Here is a 15,329-nt window from a genome sequence, read left to right as displayed (position 1 = left end):
ATGGCATTGCAACCCAGTCCACTGCGGGTGGCGATGGTGGCCGGCGAGCCGTCCGGCGACCTGCTGGCGGCCTCGCTGCTCGACGGCCTCGCGAGCCGTTTGCCGGCCGGCACCCAGTACTACGGGATCGGCGGTCCGCGCATGATCGCCACGGGCTTCGACGCCCACTTCCCGATGGAAAAGCTCACGGTGCGCGGCTATGTCGAAGCGCTGAAGCACATTCCTGAAATCCTTGGCATTCGCAACGAACTGAAGCGCCAGTTGCTGGCCGAGCCGCCCTCGGTGTTCGTGGGCGTGGATGCGCCCGATTTCAACTTCGGGCTCGAGCATCCGTTGCGTGACGCGGGGATTCCGACTGTTCACTTCGTATGCCCGTCCATCTGGGCTTGGCGCGGCGGGCGCATCAAGAAGATCGCCAAGGCCGTCGACCACATGCTGTGCGTGTTCCCGTTCGAAACGGCGCTGCTGGAAAAGGCGGGCGTCGCGGCATCGTACGTCGGCCATCCGCTTGCCGATGAGATTCCGCTCGTACCGGACACGCTCGGCGCGCGCCGGGCGCTGGGTCTCGCGGAAGAAGGCCCGATCATCGCGGTGCTGCCGGGCAGCCGGCGCTCGGAGATCGATCTGATCGGCCCGACGTTCTTCGCCGCGATGGAGATGATGCAGCACCAGGAGCCGGGTGTGCGCTTCGTGATGCCGGCGGCTACGCCGACACTGCGCGAGATGCTGCGGCCACTGGTGGATTCGCACCCCGGTCTCGCGCTGACGATTACCGACGGCCAGTCGCAACTCGCCATGACCGCGGCTGACGCGATCCTCGTGAAGAGCGGCACCGTGACGCTGGAAGCCGCACTGCTGAAAAAGCCGATGGTGATCTCGTACAAGGTGCCCTGGCTGACCGGCCAGATCATGCGCCGCCAGGGCTATCTGCCCTATGTCGGGCTGCCGAATATCCTGGCGGGGCGCTTCGTGGTGCCCGAGATCCTGCAGCACTTCGCCACGCCCCAGGCACTGGCCGAAGCTACGCTGAAACAGTTGCGCGACGAGAACAACCGGCGCACGCTGACGGAAATCTTCACGGAGATGCATCACGTGCTGAAGCAGAACACCGCGCAGCGCGCGGCGGAAGTCGTGGCGAGCGTCATCGAAAAGCGGAAGGCGCGGCCGTGACCAGCGCACGCACGCCTCGCCGCAAGACCGTTGCCGGAGCGTCGGCGCAGCAGGTCGGCCTGAACTTCGAGACGCCGCACGACATTGTCTGCGGCGTCGACGAAGCGGGGCGCGGGCCGCTCGCCGGCCCGGTCGTGGCCGCGGCAGTGATTTTCGATCCGTCGAAGCCGATGATTCGCGGCCTCGACGATTCCAAAGTACTGAGCGCGAAAAAGCGCGACGAACTGTACGACAAGATCGTCGACCGGGCGCTGGCTTACTGCATCGCTTCGGCATCGGTTGAAGAAATCGATTCGCTCAATATCCTGCACGCCACCATGCTGGCCATGAAGCGTGCGGTGGAAGGTCTGTCTGTCGTGCCGACGCTCGTGAAGATCGACGGCAATCGCTGTCCGACGCTGAGCGTTCGCAGCGAGGCGGTGATCGGTGGCGACGCGCTCGTCAAAAGCATCTCGGCGGCCTCGATTCTTGCCAAGGTCACACGTGACCGGATGCTGCTCGAATTGCACCAGACGCACCCCGTCTACGGCTTCAATGCGCATGCCGGTTACGGCACGCCGCAACATCTTGCGGCACTGCGCGAACATGGGCCTTGTGAGCACCATCGGCGGTCGTTCGCGCCGGTGCGTGAAGCGCATCTGCGCTTCGGCACGGGCGTGAGGTTGCCGGCAGGCGACGTGATCGTGGTCCCCGGCGCGATGCTCGACGACGATGCCTTCGGCGAACCCGGCGGCGTATAAACATTGCAGGAGCGCTCTATGAGCGCCACATGCAGCTAGCCGTAGCGGCACCCCTTTCCCTATATTCTCACTGCCTTCGCTGCCTGTGAAAGCCATCACCTCGCGGGACAATCCGCTCTATAAACGTCTGAAGGCATTGGCCGGCTCGACGCATCAACAGCGCAAGAGCGGCCATGCGCTGCTCGAAGGGTTTCATCTCGCGAGTGCGTATCTCGACGTGGCCGGGCAGCCGGAAATGTGCATCGTCACCGACGGCGCGCTGCGCCATGACGAAGCGCAGGCGATCGTGTCGCGCATCGAGGATCATCGGCTCGTGACGCTGCCGGATGCGTTATTCGGTCAGTTGTCGAATGTCGTGCACGGAGTGGGTATTCTGCTGCTGGTCGAAAAGCTCGATACGCCGCTGCCCGACGAGGTCGCTCAAACCTGCCTCGTGCTCGACGGCGTGCAGGACGCGGGCAACGTCGGCTCGATTCTGCGCAGCGCGGCGGCCGCGGGCATTCAGCAAGTGTTCTGCGCGCCGGGCACGGCGTACGCGTGGTCGTCGAAAGTCCTGCGCTCGGGTATGGGCGCGCATTTCCTGCTGCAGATTCACGAGGACGTGGAAGCGCAGGCGTTGATCGAACGGCTCGCGGCGCCGATCGTCATTACGGATTCGCACGGCGCCGAGGCGATCTACGACTGCGATCTGAGCGGACCGCTCGCGTGGGTGTTCGGCAACGAAGGGGCGGGCGTCTCGCAGATCTGGCGCGATGCGGTCTCGTTGCGGGTGACGATTCCCCAGCCGGGCGGCATGGAGTCGCTGAATGTAGCGGCTGCGGCGGCCGTGTGTGTGTTCGAGCAGTGCCGCCAGCAGCGTGGGCGTGGTTGACACCGTTTTCTTGACACGCGCGCGGGCGCTGCCGCGCGCGTCTCTTCTTCAGGCCGCCTGCCTTATGCAGCGGCTCAATAGGCCGCGCGGTCCAGTCTGATTTCCTGCAGAATCGTCGTCGCGATTTCTTCGATCGACTTGTGTGTCGACGACAGCCACTTGATCCCTTCACGCCGCATCATCGCTTCAGCTTCGTTGATCTCGTAGCGGCAATTCTCCGGTGCGGCGTACTTGCTGCCGGGCCGGCGTTCGTTGCGAATCTCGGAAAGCCGCTGCGGATCGATCGATAACCCGAACATTTTCTGCCGATGCGCCAATAGCGGCGTGGGCAATTTGCCGCGCTCGAAATCTTCCGGAATCAGCGGATAGTTAGCCGCTTTCACGCCATACTGCATGGCCAGATAGAGGCTCGTTGGCGTCTTGCCGCTGCGCGATACGCCGACCAGAATCACGTCGGCATCGGCCAGATTGCGGTTCGATTGACCGTCGTCGTGAGCGAGTGAGAAATTGATCGCCTCGATCCGGTTCTTGTACTCCTCGGTGTCCGCATTCTGGTGGCCGCGGCCCATTGCATGGCTCGACTTCAGTTCCAGTTCCTGTTCGAGCGGCTCGACAAAGGTTTGAAACATGTCGAGCACGAGCGCATTCGAGCCTTTGACGATCTGATTCGACGCGCTGTCCACCAGCGTCGTGAAGACGATCGGGCGGCGGCCGTCCTGCAGGACGGCTTCGTTGATCTTTTCGAGCGTGACATACGCTTTTTCCGTCGAATCGACGAAAGGCACGCGAACCAGGCGGAATTTCTGGTCGAACTGGGAGAGGATCGAATGCGCGAAGGTTTCGGCAGTGATCCCGGTACCGTCGGAAACGATGAATACGGTGGGCGGCATCAGTGGGGTTGGGGAACGTGAGCGGGAAAAAAAGCTCGAAAGAAACATCGCTGCATTCACGCCGCTGCCCGGTGGCTGACCGGAGACTGCAGCGGCGTGCAATCAGCGCGCCGTGGGCACCGCAACTGCGCCCGGATGGCGGCGGAGCCTCGCAAGAGGCCGCCGGACGGTCCGGGGCGCGATTCGAGGCGCAATTCTCGTCCGACAGTCACATTTCGAGAGTCGGCACGGTAGAATAGCGGCAACCTGTTGGATAAGCAATTGCAGGCGATTGGCGTCTAACTCACCGTGAACGGTCGTTCAACGCCTCGCTTTCGGCCGGTATTTTAGTCGCGAAGTTGCGGCGAACGTGGTGGATCGATCGGTAAATTCGTCCATTCGCTTTCTTCGTCGTGCTTCTGGCGCTTCTGGCAATTTGCAGCGATTGCTTCTCCAACAGGTTGTGCAAGACGCGAGGTCACGCTTCCAATGGGCGTCTCGCGTTCGAGCCCACTTGCACAGCCGTGAATTTCTTTCACACTTAGGGGCTTGTATGACTAACGCAGTTACCGTCGCAAAGGATAAGGCGTATGTAGTTCCGTTCGAGCAGTTGCGGATGACCGATGTGGAGATTGTCGGCGGCAAGAACGCGTCGCTTGGTGAGATGATCAGTCAGCTCGCCGAAGCCGGCGTGCGCGTGCCGACCGGTTTCGCTACCACGGCGCTGGCTTTCCGTGACTTCCTGAATCACAACAATCTGACCGAACGCATCGCCAAACGTCTCGAAACGCTCGACGTCGACGACGTGAAATCGCTCGCCGAAGCGGGCAAGGAGATCCGTCAATGGATCGTCGAGGCGCCGCTGCAGCCGCAACTCGAGGCTGATATCCGCGCGGGTTTCGACACCCTGCAAAACAGCTCGCCTGAAGAGTTGTCGTTCGCCGTTCGTTCCTCGGCAACGGCCGAAGACTTGCCGGACGCTTCGTTCGCGGGTCAGCAGGAAAGCTATCTCAACGTGGTCGGCATCGACGACGTGCTCGATCGCATGAAGCACGTGTTCGCGTCGCTGTACAACGACCGCGCAATCTCGTATCGCGTCCACAAGGGCTTCACTCACGCTGAAGTCGCGCTGTCGGCGGGCGTGCAGCGCATGGTGCGCTCGGACGTGGGCGCGGCCGGCGTGATGTTCACGCTGGACACCGAGTCGGGTTTCAAGGACGCAGTCTTCATCACGTCGAGCTACGGTCTCGGCGAAACCGTGGTGCAAGGCGCGGTGAATCCGGACGAGTTCTACGTCTACAAGACGACGCTCGCGCAAGGCAAGTACCCGATCATCCGCCGCTCGATCGGCTCGAAGCTGATCAAGATGGAATTCACCAAGGCGGGCGAAGAAGGCCGCGTGAAGACCGTCGACGTGTCGCACGAGCAGCGCAACCGCTTCTCGATCACGGACGAAGACGTGATCGAACTGGCGAAATACGCGGTCATCATCGAAAAGCACTACGAGCGTCCGATGGACATCGAGTGGGGCAAAGACGGTCGCGACGGCAAGATCTTCATTCTGCAGGCGCGTCCGGAAACGGTGAAGAGCCAGGCGGCCGGCAAGGCCGAGCAGCGCTTCAAGCTGAAGGGCCAATCGAACGTGCTGGCCACGGGCCGCGCGATCGGTCAGAAGATCGGCGCGGGTCCGGTGCGCGTGATTCACGATCCGTCGGAAATGGACCGTGTGCAGCCGGGCGACGTGCTGGTCGCCGACATGACCGACCCGAACTGGGAACCGGTCATGAAGCGTGCGTCGGCAATCGTCACGAACCGCGGCGGGCGCACCTGCCACGCGGCGATCATCGCGCGTGAGCTGGGCGTGCCGGCGGTGGTCGGCTGCGGCGACGCGACCGACGTGCTGAAGGAAGGCGCGCTGGTTACGGTATCGTGCGCGGAAGGCGACGAAGGCAAGATCTACGACGGCCTGCTCGAAACTGAAATCACCGAAGTGCAGCGCGGCGAACTGCCGCCGATTCCGGTGAAGATCATGATGAACGTCGGCAACCCGCAACTGGCTTTCGACTTCTCGCAACTGCCGAACGCAGGCGTGGGTCTCGCGCGGCTCGAGTTCATCATCAACAACAACATCGGCGTTCACCCGAAGGCGATTCTCGAGTACCCGAACATCGATCAGGATCTGAAGAAGGCGGTGGAAAGCGTCGCTCGCGGTCACGCATCGCCGCGCGCGTTCTACGTCGACAAGCTGACCGAAGGTATCGCAACCATCGCGGCGGCGTTCTATCCGAAGCCCGTGATCGTGCGTCTGTCGGACTTCAAGTCGAACGAGTACAAGAAGCTGATCGGCGGTTCGCGCTACGAGCCGGACGAAGAAAACCCGATGCTCGGTTTCCGTGGCGCGTCGCGCTACATCGCCGAAGACTTCGCCGAAGCGTTCCAGATGGAATGCATCGCGCTGAAGAAAGTGCGTGAAGAGATGGGCCTCGACAACGTCGAGATCATGGTGCCGTTCGTGCGTACGCTGAAGCAGGCGGAGCGCGTGGTCGGGCTGCTGGCCAAGTACGGCCTGAAGCGCGGCGAGAACGGCCTGCGCCTGATCATGATGTGCGAAGTGCCGTCGAACGCGATTCTCGCTGAAGAATTCCTGCAGTTCTTCGACGGTTTCTCGATCGGCTCGAACGACCTGACGCAACTCACGCTCGGCCTCGACCGCGACTCGGGCATGGAACTGCTGGCGGTGGATTTCGACGAGCGCGATCCGGCGGTCAAGTTCCTGTTGAAGCGCGCGATCGACACATGTCTGCGACTGGACAAGTACGTCGGTATCTGCGGCCAGGGCCCGTCGGATCATCCGGACTTTGCGCAATGGCTGACCGATGAAGGCATCAAGTCGATCTCGCTGAACCCGGATACGATCATCGAGACGTGGCAGCAACTGGCGAAATCGACGAAGTAAAGCGAGGCAGCATGCCGTTTCCTAAGCGGCATGCATAACGCGCGATGCGGTATTTCAAACGTGAGCCTCATGCACGTTAAACCGTACTGCGCCGCCCGTTAAAATGCACCCGCTTCGTGCTATAAACACCCCGGTAGATCCGGGGTGTTTTGCTTTGTGGAGGTCGACGTGGCGCCAGGTGGATTGTTCTGGTGGATCGGGGCGGGCGTGCTGGTCGTGCTGGAGTTGCTGAGCGGCACGTTCTATCTATTGATGATCGCGCTCGGCTGCGTGGCGGCCGCCATCGCGCACCTCGCGGGCGCCGCGGCCGACGTTCAGTTCGCCACCGCGGCCGTGGTTGCGCTGGCGGCGGTGCTGCTGCTCAGGCGTTCGCGGTTTGGCCGCAGAACGCGCAAGGAGGCGTCGCGTAACCCCGACGTCAATCTCGACATCGGTCAGACGCTCACCGTGCCGGCCTGGCATGAGCGCCGGGCGCGCGCCGATTATCGCGGCGCGGCATGGGACGTCGAACTGGCCGCGGGCGAGCCCGAAGACGCGCAGCTTTACGAAATCACGGAATTGCGTGGCAGTTGCCTCGTCGTCGTGGCGGCCCGCCATTCAACCAGACGGGCCACCACGGCCTGAGCTCTCTCGCAGCACACAACTATTCCAACCAGGGACCGGAGGACAGTAATGGATTCGACCATCGTCGGGGCGGTGCTACTGATCATCGTGATCGTACTGGCGGCGCAGATCATCAAGATCGTGCCGCAACAGCATGCGTGGGTTCTGGAGCGGCTCGGCCGCTATCACCGTACGCTGACGCCGGGACTGAGCTTCGCGTTTCCGTTTGTCGACCGGATCGCTTATAAGCACATTCTCAAGGAAATTCCGCTCGAGGTGCCGAGCCAGGTCTGTATCACGCGCGACAACACGCAGTTGCAGGTGGACGGCGTGCTGTACTTTCAGGTTACCGATCCCATGAAGGCGTCGTACGGGTCGAGCAATTTCGTGTTCGCGATCACGCAGCTGTCGCAAACCACGCTGCGCTCGGTGATCGGCAAACTCGAACTCGACAAGACCTTCGAGGAGCGCGACTTCATCAATCACAGCATCGTGTCGTCGCTCGACGAAGCGGCGTCGAACTGGGGCGTGAAGGTGCTGCGCTACGAGATCAAGGATCTGACGCCGCCCAAGGAGATTCTCCACGCCATGCAGGCGCAGATCACCGCCGAGCGGGAAAAGCGCGCGCTGATCGCGGCGTCGGAAGGGCGCAAGCAGGAACAGATCAATATCGCGTCCGGCGGCCGTGAGGCGGCGATCCAGAAGTCGGAAGGCGAGCGGCAGGCAGCGATCAATCAGGCGCAGGGTCAGGCGTCGGCGATTCTGGCCGTGGCCGAGGCCAATTCGCAGGCGATTCAGAAAATCGCGGCTGCGATCCAGTCGAACGGCGGGATGGAAGCGGTCAACCTGAAGGTGGCCGAACAATATGTGAACGCGTTTGGCAACCTGGCGAAGCAGGGCACCACATTGATCGTGCCTGGCAACCTTGCGGACATGAGTTCGATGATCGCCTCGGCGCTGACGATCGTGAGCAAAGGGAAGGGCACGACCGACATGCGCTGAGCGTGTTCTGGCTGCTGGAAAAAGAAATGGCCCGCAGACTGTGCGGGCCAATTTCATTTGTGTGCTTGCAGGTTCGTTGCCGCGCGTTGGCGACGAATGAAGCGCGACATATCCGCGCAGCGTCTGTGCGGCCTGAGCCGCAGCATCAAGTCCGAACCGCCGCTTAACTCGGCGAGCGCATCAGGCGCGCTTTCTCACGTTCCCAATCGCGCTTCTTTTCGGTCTCACGTTTGTCGTGCTGCTTCTTGCCCTTGGCCAGACCGATCTCGCATTTGACGCGGCCGCCCTTGTAGTGGAAGTTCAGCGGCACGAGTGTGTAGCCGCGCTGCTCGACCTTGCCGATCAGTTTGCTGATTTCCTCGCTATGCAGGAGCAGCTTGCGCGTGCGCACCGGGTCGGGGTTGATATGGGTCGAGGCTTCGGGCAACGGGCTGATGTGCGTGCCGATCAGGAACAGTTCGTTATTGCGGATGACCACATAACCTTCCTTGATCTGGCCGCGCCCGGCGCGCAGCGCCTTGACCTCCCATCCTTCGAGCACGAGCCCTGCTTCATAGCGTTCTTCGACCGAGTAGTCGTAGAAGGCCTTTCTGTTGTCGATGATGCTCATGAATGGAAAGTGCCCAACTCGTTTAAAATCACGATTTTAGCAAAGCGGGGCAAGGAAAGCCCGCTGCGCTTGTCCACCCTTGCCACGCGCTGTTCAATTTATGGCAGATGTCCAGAAAACCGTGTTGATCCGCCATTCGGCGGAACAGATGTTCGACCTCGTCACCGACGTCGCCGATTACCCCAACTTCCTGCCCTGGTGCGGCGGCGTCGAAATCCGCCGCCGGGACGAAGCCGGCATGGAGGCAAGGATCGATATCAATTTCAAGGGCATCAAGCAGCACTTCGCCACGCGTAACAGCATGGAACGGCCCACGCGCATCGATATGGAGTTCGCGGACGGCCCGTTTCGCAAGTTCACCGGTTTCTGGCGCTTCACGCCGCTGCGCGCCGACGCCTGCAAGATCGAATTTGCGCTGCACTACGAATTCACCAACATCATTCTCGAGAAGATCATTGGGCCGGTGTTCAATCACATTGCCAACACCTTCGTCGAGTCGTTCGTGAAGCGCGCCGACCAGCGCTACGGTAAGGCATGAGCGCGCGCTTGTCGATTGAAGTCTGCTACGCGTCGGCTGGCGAGCAGGCGCTGATTGCCGTGGAGTTGCCGGAAGGCGCCACGCTGCAGCAGGCGCTGGACGCGAGCGGCATCTTGCGGCGTTTCCCGCAGATCGACCTGGGCACGCAGAAAGTGGGGGTGTTCGGCAAGCTCAAGCCGCTCGACGCGGTGCTGAACGATCACGACCGGGTGGAAATCTACCGGCCGCTACTGGTCGATCCCAAGGTATCGCGCCAGCGACGTGTCGAGAAGACCCGCAAGGCGGGCTCGATCGAAGGGCGCCGCTGGCTGAACAGGGATTCGCGGTAGGCGGACTTGAACAGGCGGGCGGAAGCCGCAACGATCCGCTGCTCCCGCGCGCCCGCCGTGCCCGTTGCGCCGAAGAGGCGGGCAGCGCGCCCTCAGGCAACCCCGGCGGCACTTCGCCTCAAGGCGCCGACACTTGCGGCTTGTCCTTGATTCGTGTCGCCCCGTCCGTATCGTCGTCCGCATGCCGGCGCACCGACCAGCACACGCCGGCCACCAGCAGCAGAATCGCCGCCAGTTCAAGCGGCCGCGGCATGCGCTCGTCATAAATGAATGCATAAAGCAGCGCGAACAGCGTCTCGAACACGATCATCTGGCCGGAGAGCGTCAGCGGCAGCCGTTTCGATGCGGCATTCCACAGCCCGTTGCCGAGCCACGACGCGCCGATCGCGAGGCCCAGATTGAGCATCCAGAAGCTATGCCAGCGGCCATCGGCCAGCTCGCCTTGTGGGCCGCCCGCCGGCAGCATGGCAACCACGAGCCACAACGCCGCGCCGAGCGCGCCGGTCACCACACCCCACAGAACCGACCACTCGTTGCCGCTGAAATGCGTCTGGCGCTGCAGGTAGCGGGCGTTTTCGACCGCGAACCATGTCCAGCAGCCCAGCGCGCCGACCGCGCAGGCGAGGCCGAGCAGCTTGGTGGCAACGCTTACCGGCGTGCTGTCGGCGACCGTAAACACGTCGATATTGATGCAGACGATGCCCGCCATCACCATCGCGAGCGGCCAGACGAGGCGGGCGAGCGGCACCGCGCCGTGGTCGCGCCGGCCGAGCAGTGTCACCGTGACGGGCAGCACGCCGACGATCAGCGACGCCGGCGCGATGCCGATCAGGTGGACGGCCGCTGTCAACAGGAGGTAGTAGAGGAGGTTGCCGGCCAGCGCCAGCTTCACCAGCGCGCCGAGATCCTCGCGGGTCAAGCGTTTGACGAGCGAGCGCGCCATAGGCAGCGCGGCGGCCAGCGAGACGGCGCCGTACATCGTGTAGCGGCCGGCGCACAGCAGCAGCGGCGAAAAATCGGGCAGCACGCGCGGCACCAGAAAAACCATGCCCCACAGGGCTCCGGCCAGAACTCCATATGCCACACCGCGCTGCATCGACTGCTCCTGCGAAAACTGGAATGGTCGGCAGAATAGCCGGTCGGCGGCCTCGGCGTCTTGTTTGATTCTGCATTCCGGCGCGACAACACCTCGTTGCACCCGAACGCGCAAACGAAACCGGATCGAACCCGAGGCGAACAGGCAAGCGAAATTCAGGCGGCCCGGCGGCGCGAAAAAACTACCCGAAATTCGCTAAGCTGCTGTTAGTGCAGTGAAAACCAGGGAGGTATCGCGTATAATTCGCTTTTGCGCCTATAGGATTTGCCATGCGTCTGATCCAAACAGCACTCACGTTCGATGACGTGCTCCTCGTCCCGGCTTTCTCCGATGTTCTGCCGCGCGACACCAGCCTCAAGACCCGGCTGACCCGCAACATTTCCCTGAATATGCCGCTCGTGTCCGCCGCGATGGACACGGTCACTGAAGCCCGCCTTGCCATCGCAATGGCGCAAATGGGTGGCGTGGGCATCATCCACAAGAATCTCACGCCGGCCGAACAGGCGCGTGAAGTCGCCAAGGTGAAGCGCTTCGAATCGGGCGTGGTACGTGATCCGATCACCGTGCCGCCGCAAATGAAGGTGCGCGACGTGATCGCACTGTCGCGCCAGCATGGCATTTCGGGCTTCCCGGTCGTCGAAGGCGCGCAGCTGGTGGGTATCGTCACGAACCGCGACTTGCGATTCGAGGAGCGCCTGGACGAACCGGTGCGCAACATCATGACGCCGCGCGAGCGCCTCGTCACCGTCAAGGAAGGCACGTCGCTTGCCGAAGCCAAGGCGCTGATGCACAGCCACCGCCTCGAACGCGTGCTGGTGATCAACGACGCATTCGAACTGCGCGGCCTGATGACGGTTAAGGACATCACCAAGCAGACCGAACACCCGGACGCCTGTAAAGACGAGCACGGCAAGCTGCGCGCAGGCGCGGCGGTCGGCGTGGGCGAAGACAACGAAGAGCGCGTGGAACTGCTGGTGCAGGCCGGTGTGGACGTGATCGTCGTCGACACGGCGCATGGCCATAGCAAAGGCGTGCTCGAGCGCGTCAAGTGGGTCAAGCAGAACTTCCCGCGGGTCGAAGTGATTGGCGGCAACATCGCCACCGCGGCGGCGGCCAAGGCGCTCGTCGAATATGGCGCAGACGGCGTGAAGGTCGGTATCGGCCCGGGCTCGATCTGCACGACGCGGATCGTTGCCGGTGTGGGCGTGCCGCAAGTCACCGCGATCTCGAATGTTTCCGAAGCGCTGAAGGGCACGGGCGTGCCGGTCATCGCCGACGGCGGCGTGCGTTTCTCCGGCGACGTCAGCAAGGCGCTGGCCGCCGGCGCGAACGCCGTGATGATGGGCAGCATGTTCGCCGGCACCGAAGAAGCGCCGGGCGACGTGTTCCTGTTCCAGGGCCGCCAGTACAAGTCGTACCGCGGCATGGGCTCGGTCGGCGCGATGAAAGACGGCGCTGCGGATCGCTACTTCCAGGACAACTCGGCGAACATCGACAAGCTGGTGCCGGAAGGTATCGAAGGCCGCGTCGCCTACAAGGGCTCGGTCAACGCGATCCTGTTCCAGCTGATCGGCGGCGTGCGCGCCAGCATGGGCTACTGCGGCTGCCGCACCATCGCCGAGATGAACGACAAGGCCGAGTTCGTGCAGATCACGGGCGCGGGCTTGCGCGAGTCGCACGTGCATGATGTGCAGATCACCAAGGAAGCGCCCAACTACCACGTGGACTAAACGCTAATGAAGCCATTGCTGCGCGGTGTACTCATCCTCGATGCCTTGCTGTTGCTTGCGTTCGGCCTGCTTTTTCTGCTGACGCCGTGGACTTCGTTGTACAACGCGCTGCTTCTGGTGCAGACCCAGCCGGCTCTGGTCGGCCAGGGGTTCGGCGTGGCGCTGATCGGGCTCGCGTGGCTGGCTCTGCACGCGTCGATCGACGGCGCGCTGACGACCGCGGTTGCGCGAGTGGTCGGCCATGTGAACTGGCTGACCGGCCTGCTGATGCTGGTGTGGCTGCTCGGTTTGCATACGCCGGCGCTGACCGGTTTCGGTCAGATCGTCGCGGTGCTGACGGGTGTCGTCTTGCTGGTGATCGGTCTGGGCGGCGTGCGGTTGTCGGGCGCGGTGCGGCGGCGTGAAAAGGTGCGGCTGGTTGAAGCCGCAGCCGCGGAGCGCGCCGAAAAACAGGCTGCCAAAGACGCGGCGAAAGACGCGGCCAACCGGCGCGAGCCGGGCCGCGTGACAGCGGGCTTTCCGGTCTATCACGCCGAGCCGGTGGTTGAGCCCGTCGTGCCGGTTACGCGTCCAGTCAGTCCCGCCAGTCCTGTTGCAGCGGCGCCGCTTCATCCGGTGGCCGACGAAGCCGGTCTGACGGATTCCGAACGCGCAGCGCGGGCGGAAGCCGCAGCTGCGCGGGACGAAGCCCGCGATGGCGCCGCCAACGCGCCCCGGCCGCCGTTTCATGGCTGACGCGCCGCGCGCCACGCCGTTTGCCGAAGCTACCGGATTCCGTTTGCGCTCGCCGCGAGCTACTGGCTGCGGCGGCGCTTGCGCGACGGCGCTGCATCGTTACGCTTCACGCTCCAATGTCCCCACGTGGACCGCTTTGAATTCAACGCCGCGCGCTGTGCGCGGCATTCCGTATCCGCTTACTCTTTGACTCCGTCCGCTGCCATGCACGACAAGATTCTGATCCTCGACTTCGGTTCGCAAGTCACCCAACTGATTGCACGTCGCGTTCGCGAAGCCAACGTGTATTCGGAAATTCATCCGTACGACGTCGATGCGTCGTTCATTCGCGACTTCGCGCCGAAGGGCGTGATCCTTTCCGGCGGCCCGAGCTCGGTCACTGAAACGGACACGCCGCGCGTGCCGCAGGCCGTGTTCGAACTCGGCGTGCCGGTGCTCGGCATCTGCTACGGCATGCAGGCGATGGCCGAGCAGCTGGGCGGCAAGGTCGATATCGGCCACCTGCGCGAGTTCGGTTATGCCGAAGTGCGCGCGCGTAACCACACGAGCCTGCTCGAAGGCATCAGCGATTTCACCACGGCGGAAGGCCACGGCATGTTGAAGGTGTGGATGAGCCACGGCGACAAGGTGCTGGAAATGCCGCCGGGCTTCGCGCTGATGGCGTCGACGGAATCGTGCCCGATCGCCGCGATGGCCGACGAAAAGCGCCATTTTTACGGCCTGCAATGGCACCCGGAAGTCACGCACACTGTGCAGGGCCGCGCCATGCTCGAACGCTTCGTGCTGAAGATCTGCGGCGCGCAGCCGGATTGGGAAATGGGCCACTATATCGACGAAGCCGTCGCGAAGATCCGCGAGCAGGTCGGTCAGGAACACGTGATTCTGGGGCTCTCGGGCGGCGTGGATTCGTCGGTGGCGGCGGCGCTGCTGCATCGCGCGATCGGCGATCAGCTGACCTGCGTGTTCGTCGATCATGGCCTGTTGCGCCTGAACGAAGCCGAGCAGGTGATGGCGACCTTCGCGGACCACCTGGGCGTGAAGGTGATTCACGTCGACGCGAGCGAAGTGTTCCTGCGCAAGCTGGCCGGTGTGACCGATCCGGAGGCGAAGCGCAAGATCATCGGCGCGGAATTCGTCGAGGTGTTCCAGACCGAAGCCGGCAAGCTGACCGATGCGAAGTGGCTGGCGCAAGGCACGATCTATCCGGACGTGATCGAATCGGCCGGCAAGGGCAAGAAAGCCACGCAGACCATCAAGAGCCACCACAACGTGGGCGGCCTGCCTGAGACGCTGAACCTGAAGCTGCTCGAGCCGCTGCGCGAACTGTTCAAGGACGAAGTGCGCGAACTCGGCGTCAAGCTCGGTTTGCCGCCGGCCATGGTGTACCGCCATCCGTTCCCGGGCCCGGGTCTGGGCGTGCGGATTCTCGGCGAAGTGAAGCGCGATTTCGCGGATCTTCTGCGTCGCGCGGACGCGATTTTCATCGAGACGCTGCGGACTTTCATCGACAAGGAAACCGGCAAGTCCTGGTACGATCTGACGAGCCAGGCGTTCGCGGTGTTTCTGCCGGTGAAGAGCGTTGGGGTGATGGGTGATGGGCGGACTTATGAGTATGTTGTCGCGCTGCGTGCCGTGCAGACGCTGGACTTCATGACTGCGCATTGGGCGCATCTGCCGCATGAGTTGCTGGGGCATGTGTCGAACCGGATCATCAATGAAGTGCGCGGGATCAACCGGGTGGTGTATGACATTTCGGGGAAGCCGCCGGCGACAATCGAGTGGGAGTAAGGAATTCTTGAAATCCCCTTTTTAACCAAGATCTTGCGATAGTCAATAAATCACGCGTGCCCGATTCCAGATTGCCGGGCGCAGGTCCATGAGTCCTTGATCGTCAGGGGAATTGTCAACCTGCGCCTGCGCTCGCCTGGAGGCCGAACAACCGTCATTTGACGGTATGTGCGGGCAGCATGCGGAAGGGCGTGCCGCGCGGGCTTCATGCGGCACGCCTGTTTTCGGGCTCGGAGATTTGCCGGCGGTGCCGACGAGATTCCTTACCGGCATCCTCGGCTCTGACCGTTCA

Annotated in this window: 14 protein-coding genes; 11 read left to right on the top strand and 3 right to left on the bottom strand. The window is 62.9% G+C overall.

Annotation, left to right across the window (positions count from 1 at the left end):
- The 3 genes from lpxB (at position 1) to NE850_RS19930 (ending at position 2,781) form a co-directional block, all read left to right on the top strand.
- On the top strand, positions 1-1,170 hold the full coding sequence (gene lpxB / locus NE850_RS19940; RefSeq protein WP_007181444.1) for a lipid-A-disaccharide synthase: 1,170 nt from the start codon (positions 1-3) through the stop codon (positions 1,168-1,170).
- The gene (rnhB, locus tag NE850_RS19935; RefSeq protein ID WP_007181445.1) at positions 1,167-1,910 is read left to right on the top strand and encodes a ribonuclease HII; all 744 of its coding nucleotides are present in this window, start codon (positions 1,167-1,169) and stop codon (positions 1,908-1,910) included. The genes lpxB and rnhB overlap by 4 nt, the downstream gene beginning before the upstream one ends.
- Positions 1,911-1,995: 85 nt before the next feature.
- Positions 1,996-2,781 carry an RNA methyltransferase gene (locus tag NE850_RS19930; protein WP_007181446.1) on the top strand — a complete coding sequence of 262 codons (786 nt, stop codon included), beginning with the start codon at positions 1,996-1,998 and terminating at the stop codon, positions 2,779-2,781.
- A gap of 74 nt (positions 2,782-2,855) precedes the next feature.
- On the opposite strand, the gene NE850_RS19925 is transcribed toward NE850_RS19930, so the two are convergent.
- Complete coding sequence (locus tag NE850_RS19925; RefSeq protein WP_007181447.1) at positions 2,856-3,671, bottom strand: pyruvate, water dikinase regulatory protein; 816 nt, start codon at positions 3,669-3,671, stop codon at positions 2,856-2,858.
- A gap of 532 nt (positions 3,672-4,203) precedes the next feature.
- Between NE850_RS19925 and ppsA the strand changes: the two genes are divergently transcribed.
- The 3 genes from ppsA to NE850_RS19910 all read left to right on the top strand — a co-directional run bounded on the left by ppsA (position 4,204) and on the right by NE850_RS19910 (position 8,211).
- On the top strand, positions 4,204-6,606 hold the full coding sequence (gene ppsA / locus NE850_RS19920; RefSeq protein WP_007181448.1) for a phosphoenolpyruvate synthase: 2,403 nt from the start codon (positions 4,204-4,206) through the stop codon (positions 6,604-6,606).
- A 168-nt stretch (positions 6,607-6,774) separates the two neighbouring features.
- Positions 6,775-7,230, top strand: coding sequence for an NfeD family protein (locus tag NE850_RS19915; protein ID WP_007181449.1), 456 nt, complete (start codon positions 6,775-6,777; stop codon positions 7,228-7,230).
- Between the two features lie 48 nt (positions 7,231-7,278).
- On the top strand, positions 7,279-8,211 hold the full coding sequence (locus tag NE850_RS19910) for an SPFH domain-containing protein (RefSeq protein ID WP_007181450.1): 933 nt from the start codon (positions 7,279-7,281) through the stop codon (positions 8,209-8,211).
- A 163-nt stretch (positions 8,212-8,374) separates the two neighbouring features.
- Here NE850_RS19910 and smpB read toward each other — a convergent pair whose 3' ends face one another.
- A complete protein-coding gene (smpB, locus tag NE850_RS19905) occupies positions 8,375-8,821 on the bottom strand; it encodes an SsrA-binding protein SmpB (protein WP_007181451.1) in 447 nt (148 codons plus the stop codon).
- Positions 8,822-8,921: 100 nt separating this feature from the next.
- On the opposite strand from smpB, the gene NE850_RS19900 reads away from it, so the two are divergent.
- Both NE850_RS19900 and NE850_RS19895 read left to right on the top strand, forming a co-directional pair.
- Positions 8,922-9,359, top strand: a complete 438-nt coding sequence (locus NE850_RS19900; RefSeq protein ID WP_007181452.1) for a type II toxin-antitoxin system RatA family toxin — start codon at positions 8,922-8,924, stop codon at positions 9,357-9,359.
- Entirely contained in the window at positions 9,356-9,688 is a 333-nt protein-coding gene (locus NE850_RS19895) for an RnfH family protein (RefSeq protein WP_007181453.1), read from the top strand. Before NE850_RS19900 ends, NE850_RS19895 begins: the two co-directional genes overlap by 4 nt.
- 118 nt (positions 9,689-9,806) lie before the next feature.
- On the opposite strand, the gene NE850_RS19890 is transcribed toward NE850_RS19895, so the two are convergent.
- Positions 9,807-10,784: a DMT family transporter gene (locus NE850_RS19890; protein ID WP_007181454.1), complete on the bottom strand. Its 978-nt coding sequence runs from the start codon at positions 10,782-10,784 to the stop codon at positions 9,807-9,809.
- 269 nt (positions 10,785-11,053) lie between these two features.
- On the opposite strand from NE850_RS19890, the gene guaB reads away from it, so the two are divergent.
- The 3 genes from guaB (at position 11,054) to guaA (ending at position 15,037) form a co-directional block, all read left to right on the top strand.
- Positions 11,054-12,514: an IMP dehydrogenase gene (gene guaB / locus NE850_RS19885; protein ID WP_007181455.1), complete on the top strand. Its 1,461-nt coding sequence runs from the start codon at positions 11,054-11,056 to the stop codon at positions 12,512-12,514.
- Between the two features lie 6 nt (positions 12,515-12,520).
- A complete protein-coding gene (locus NE850_RS19880; protein ID WP_007181456.1) occupies positions 12,521-13,249 on the top strand; it encodes a hypothetical protein in 729 nt (242 codons plus the stop codon).
- A 204-nt stretch (positions 13,250-13,453) separates the two neighbouring features.
- Complete coding sequence (gene guaA, locus NE850_RS19875) at positions 13,454-15,037, top strand: glutamine-hydrolyzing GMP synthase (protein ID WP_007181457.1); 1,584 nt, start codon at positions 13,454-13,456, stop codon at positions 15,035-15,037.
- Positions 15,038-15,329: the final 292 nt, after the last annotated feature.

The sequence above is a fragment of the Paraburkholderia sp. USG1 genome, from assembly GCF_031570135.1.
Taxonomy (GTDB): domain Bacteria; phylum Pseudomonadota; class Gammaproteobacteria; order Burkholderiales; family Burkholderiaceae; genus Paraburkholderia; species Paraburkholderia dioscoreae.
Note: the sequence above shows the minus strand (reverse complement) of the source record. Positions and strands in the feature narration are given on the sequence as shown.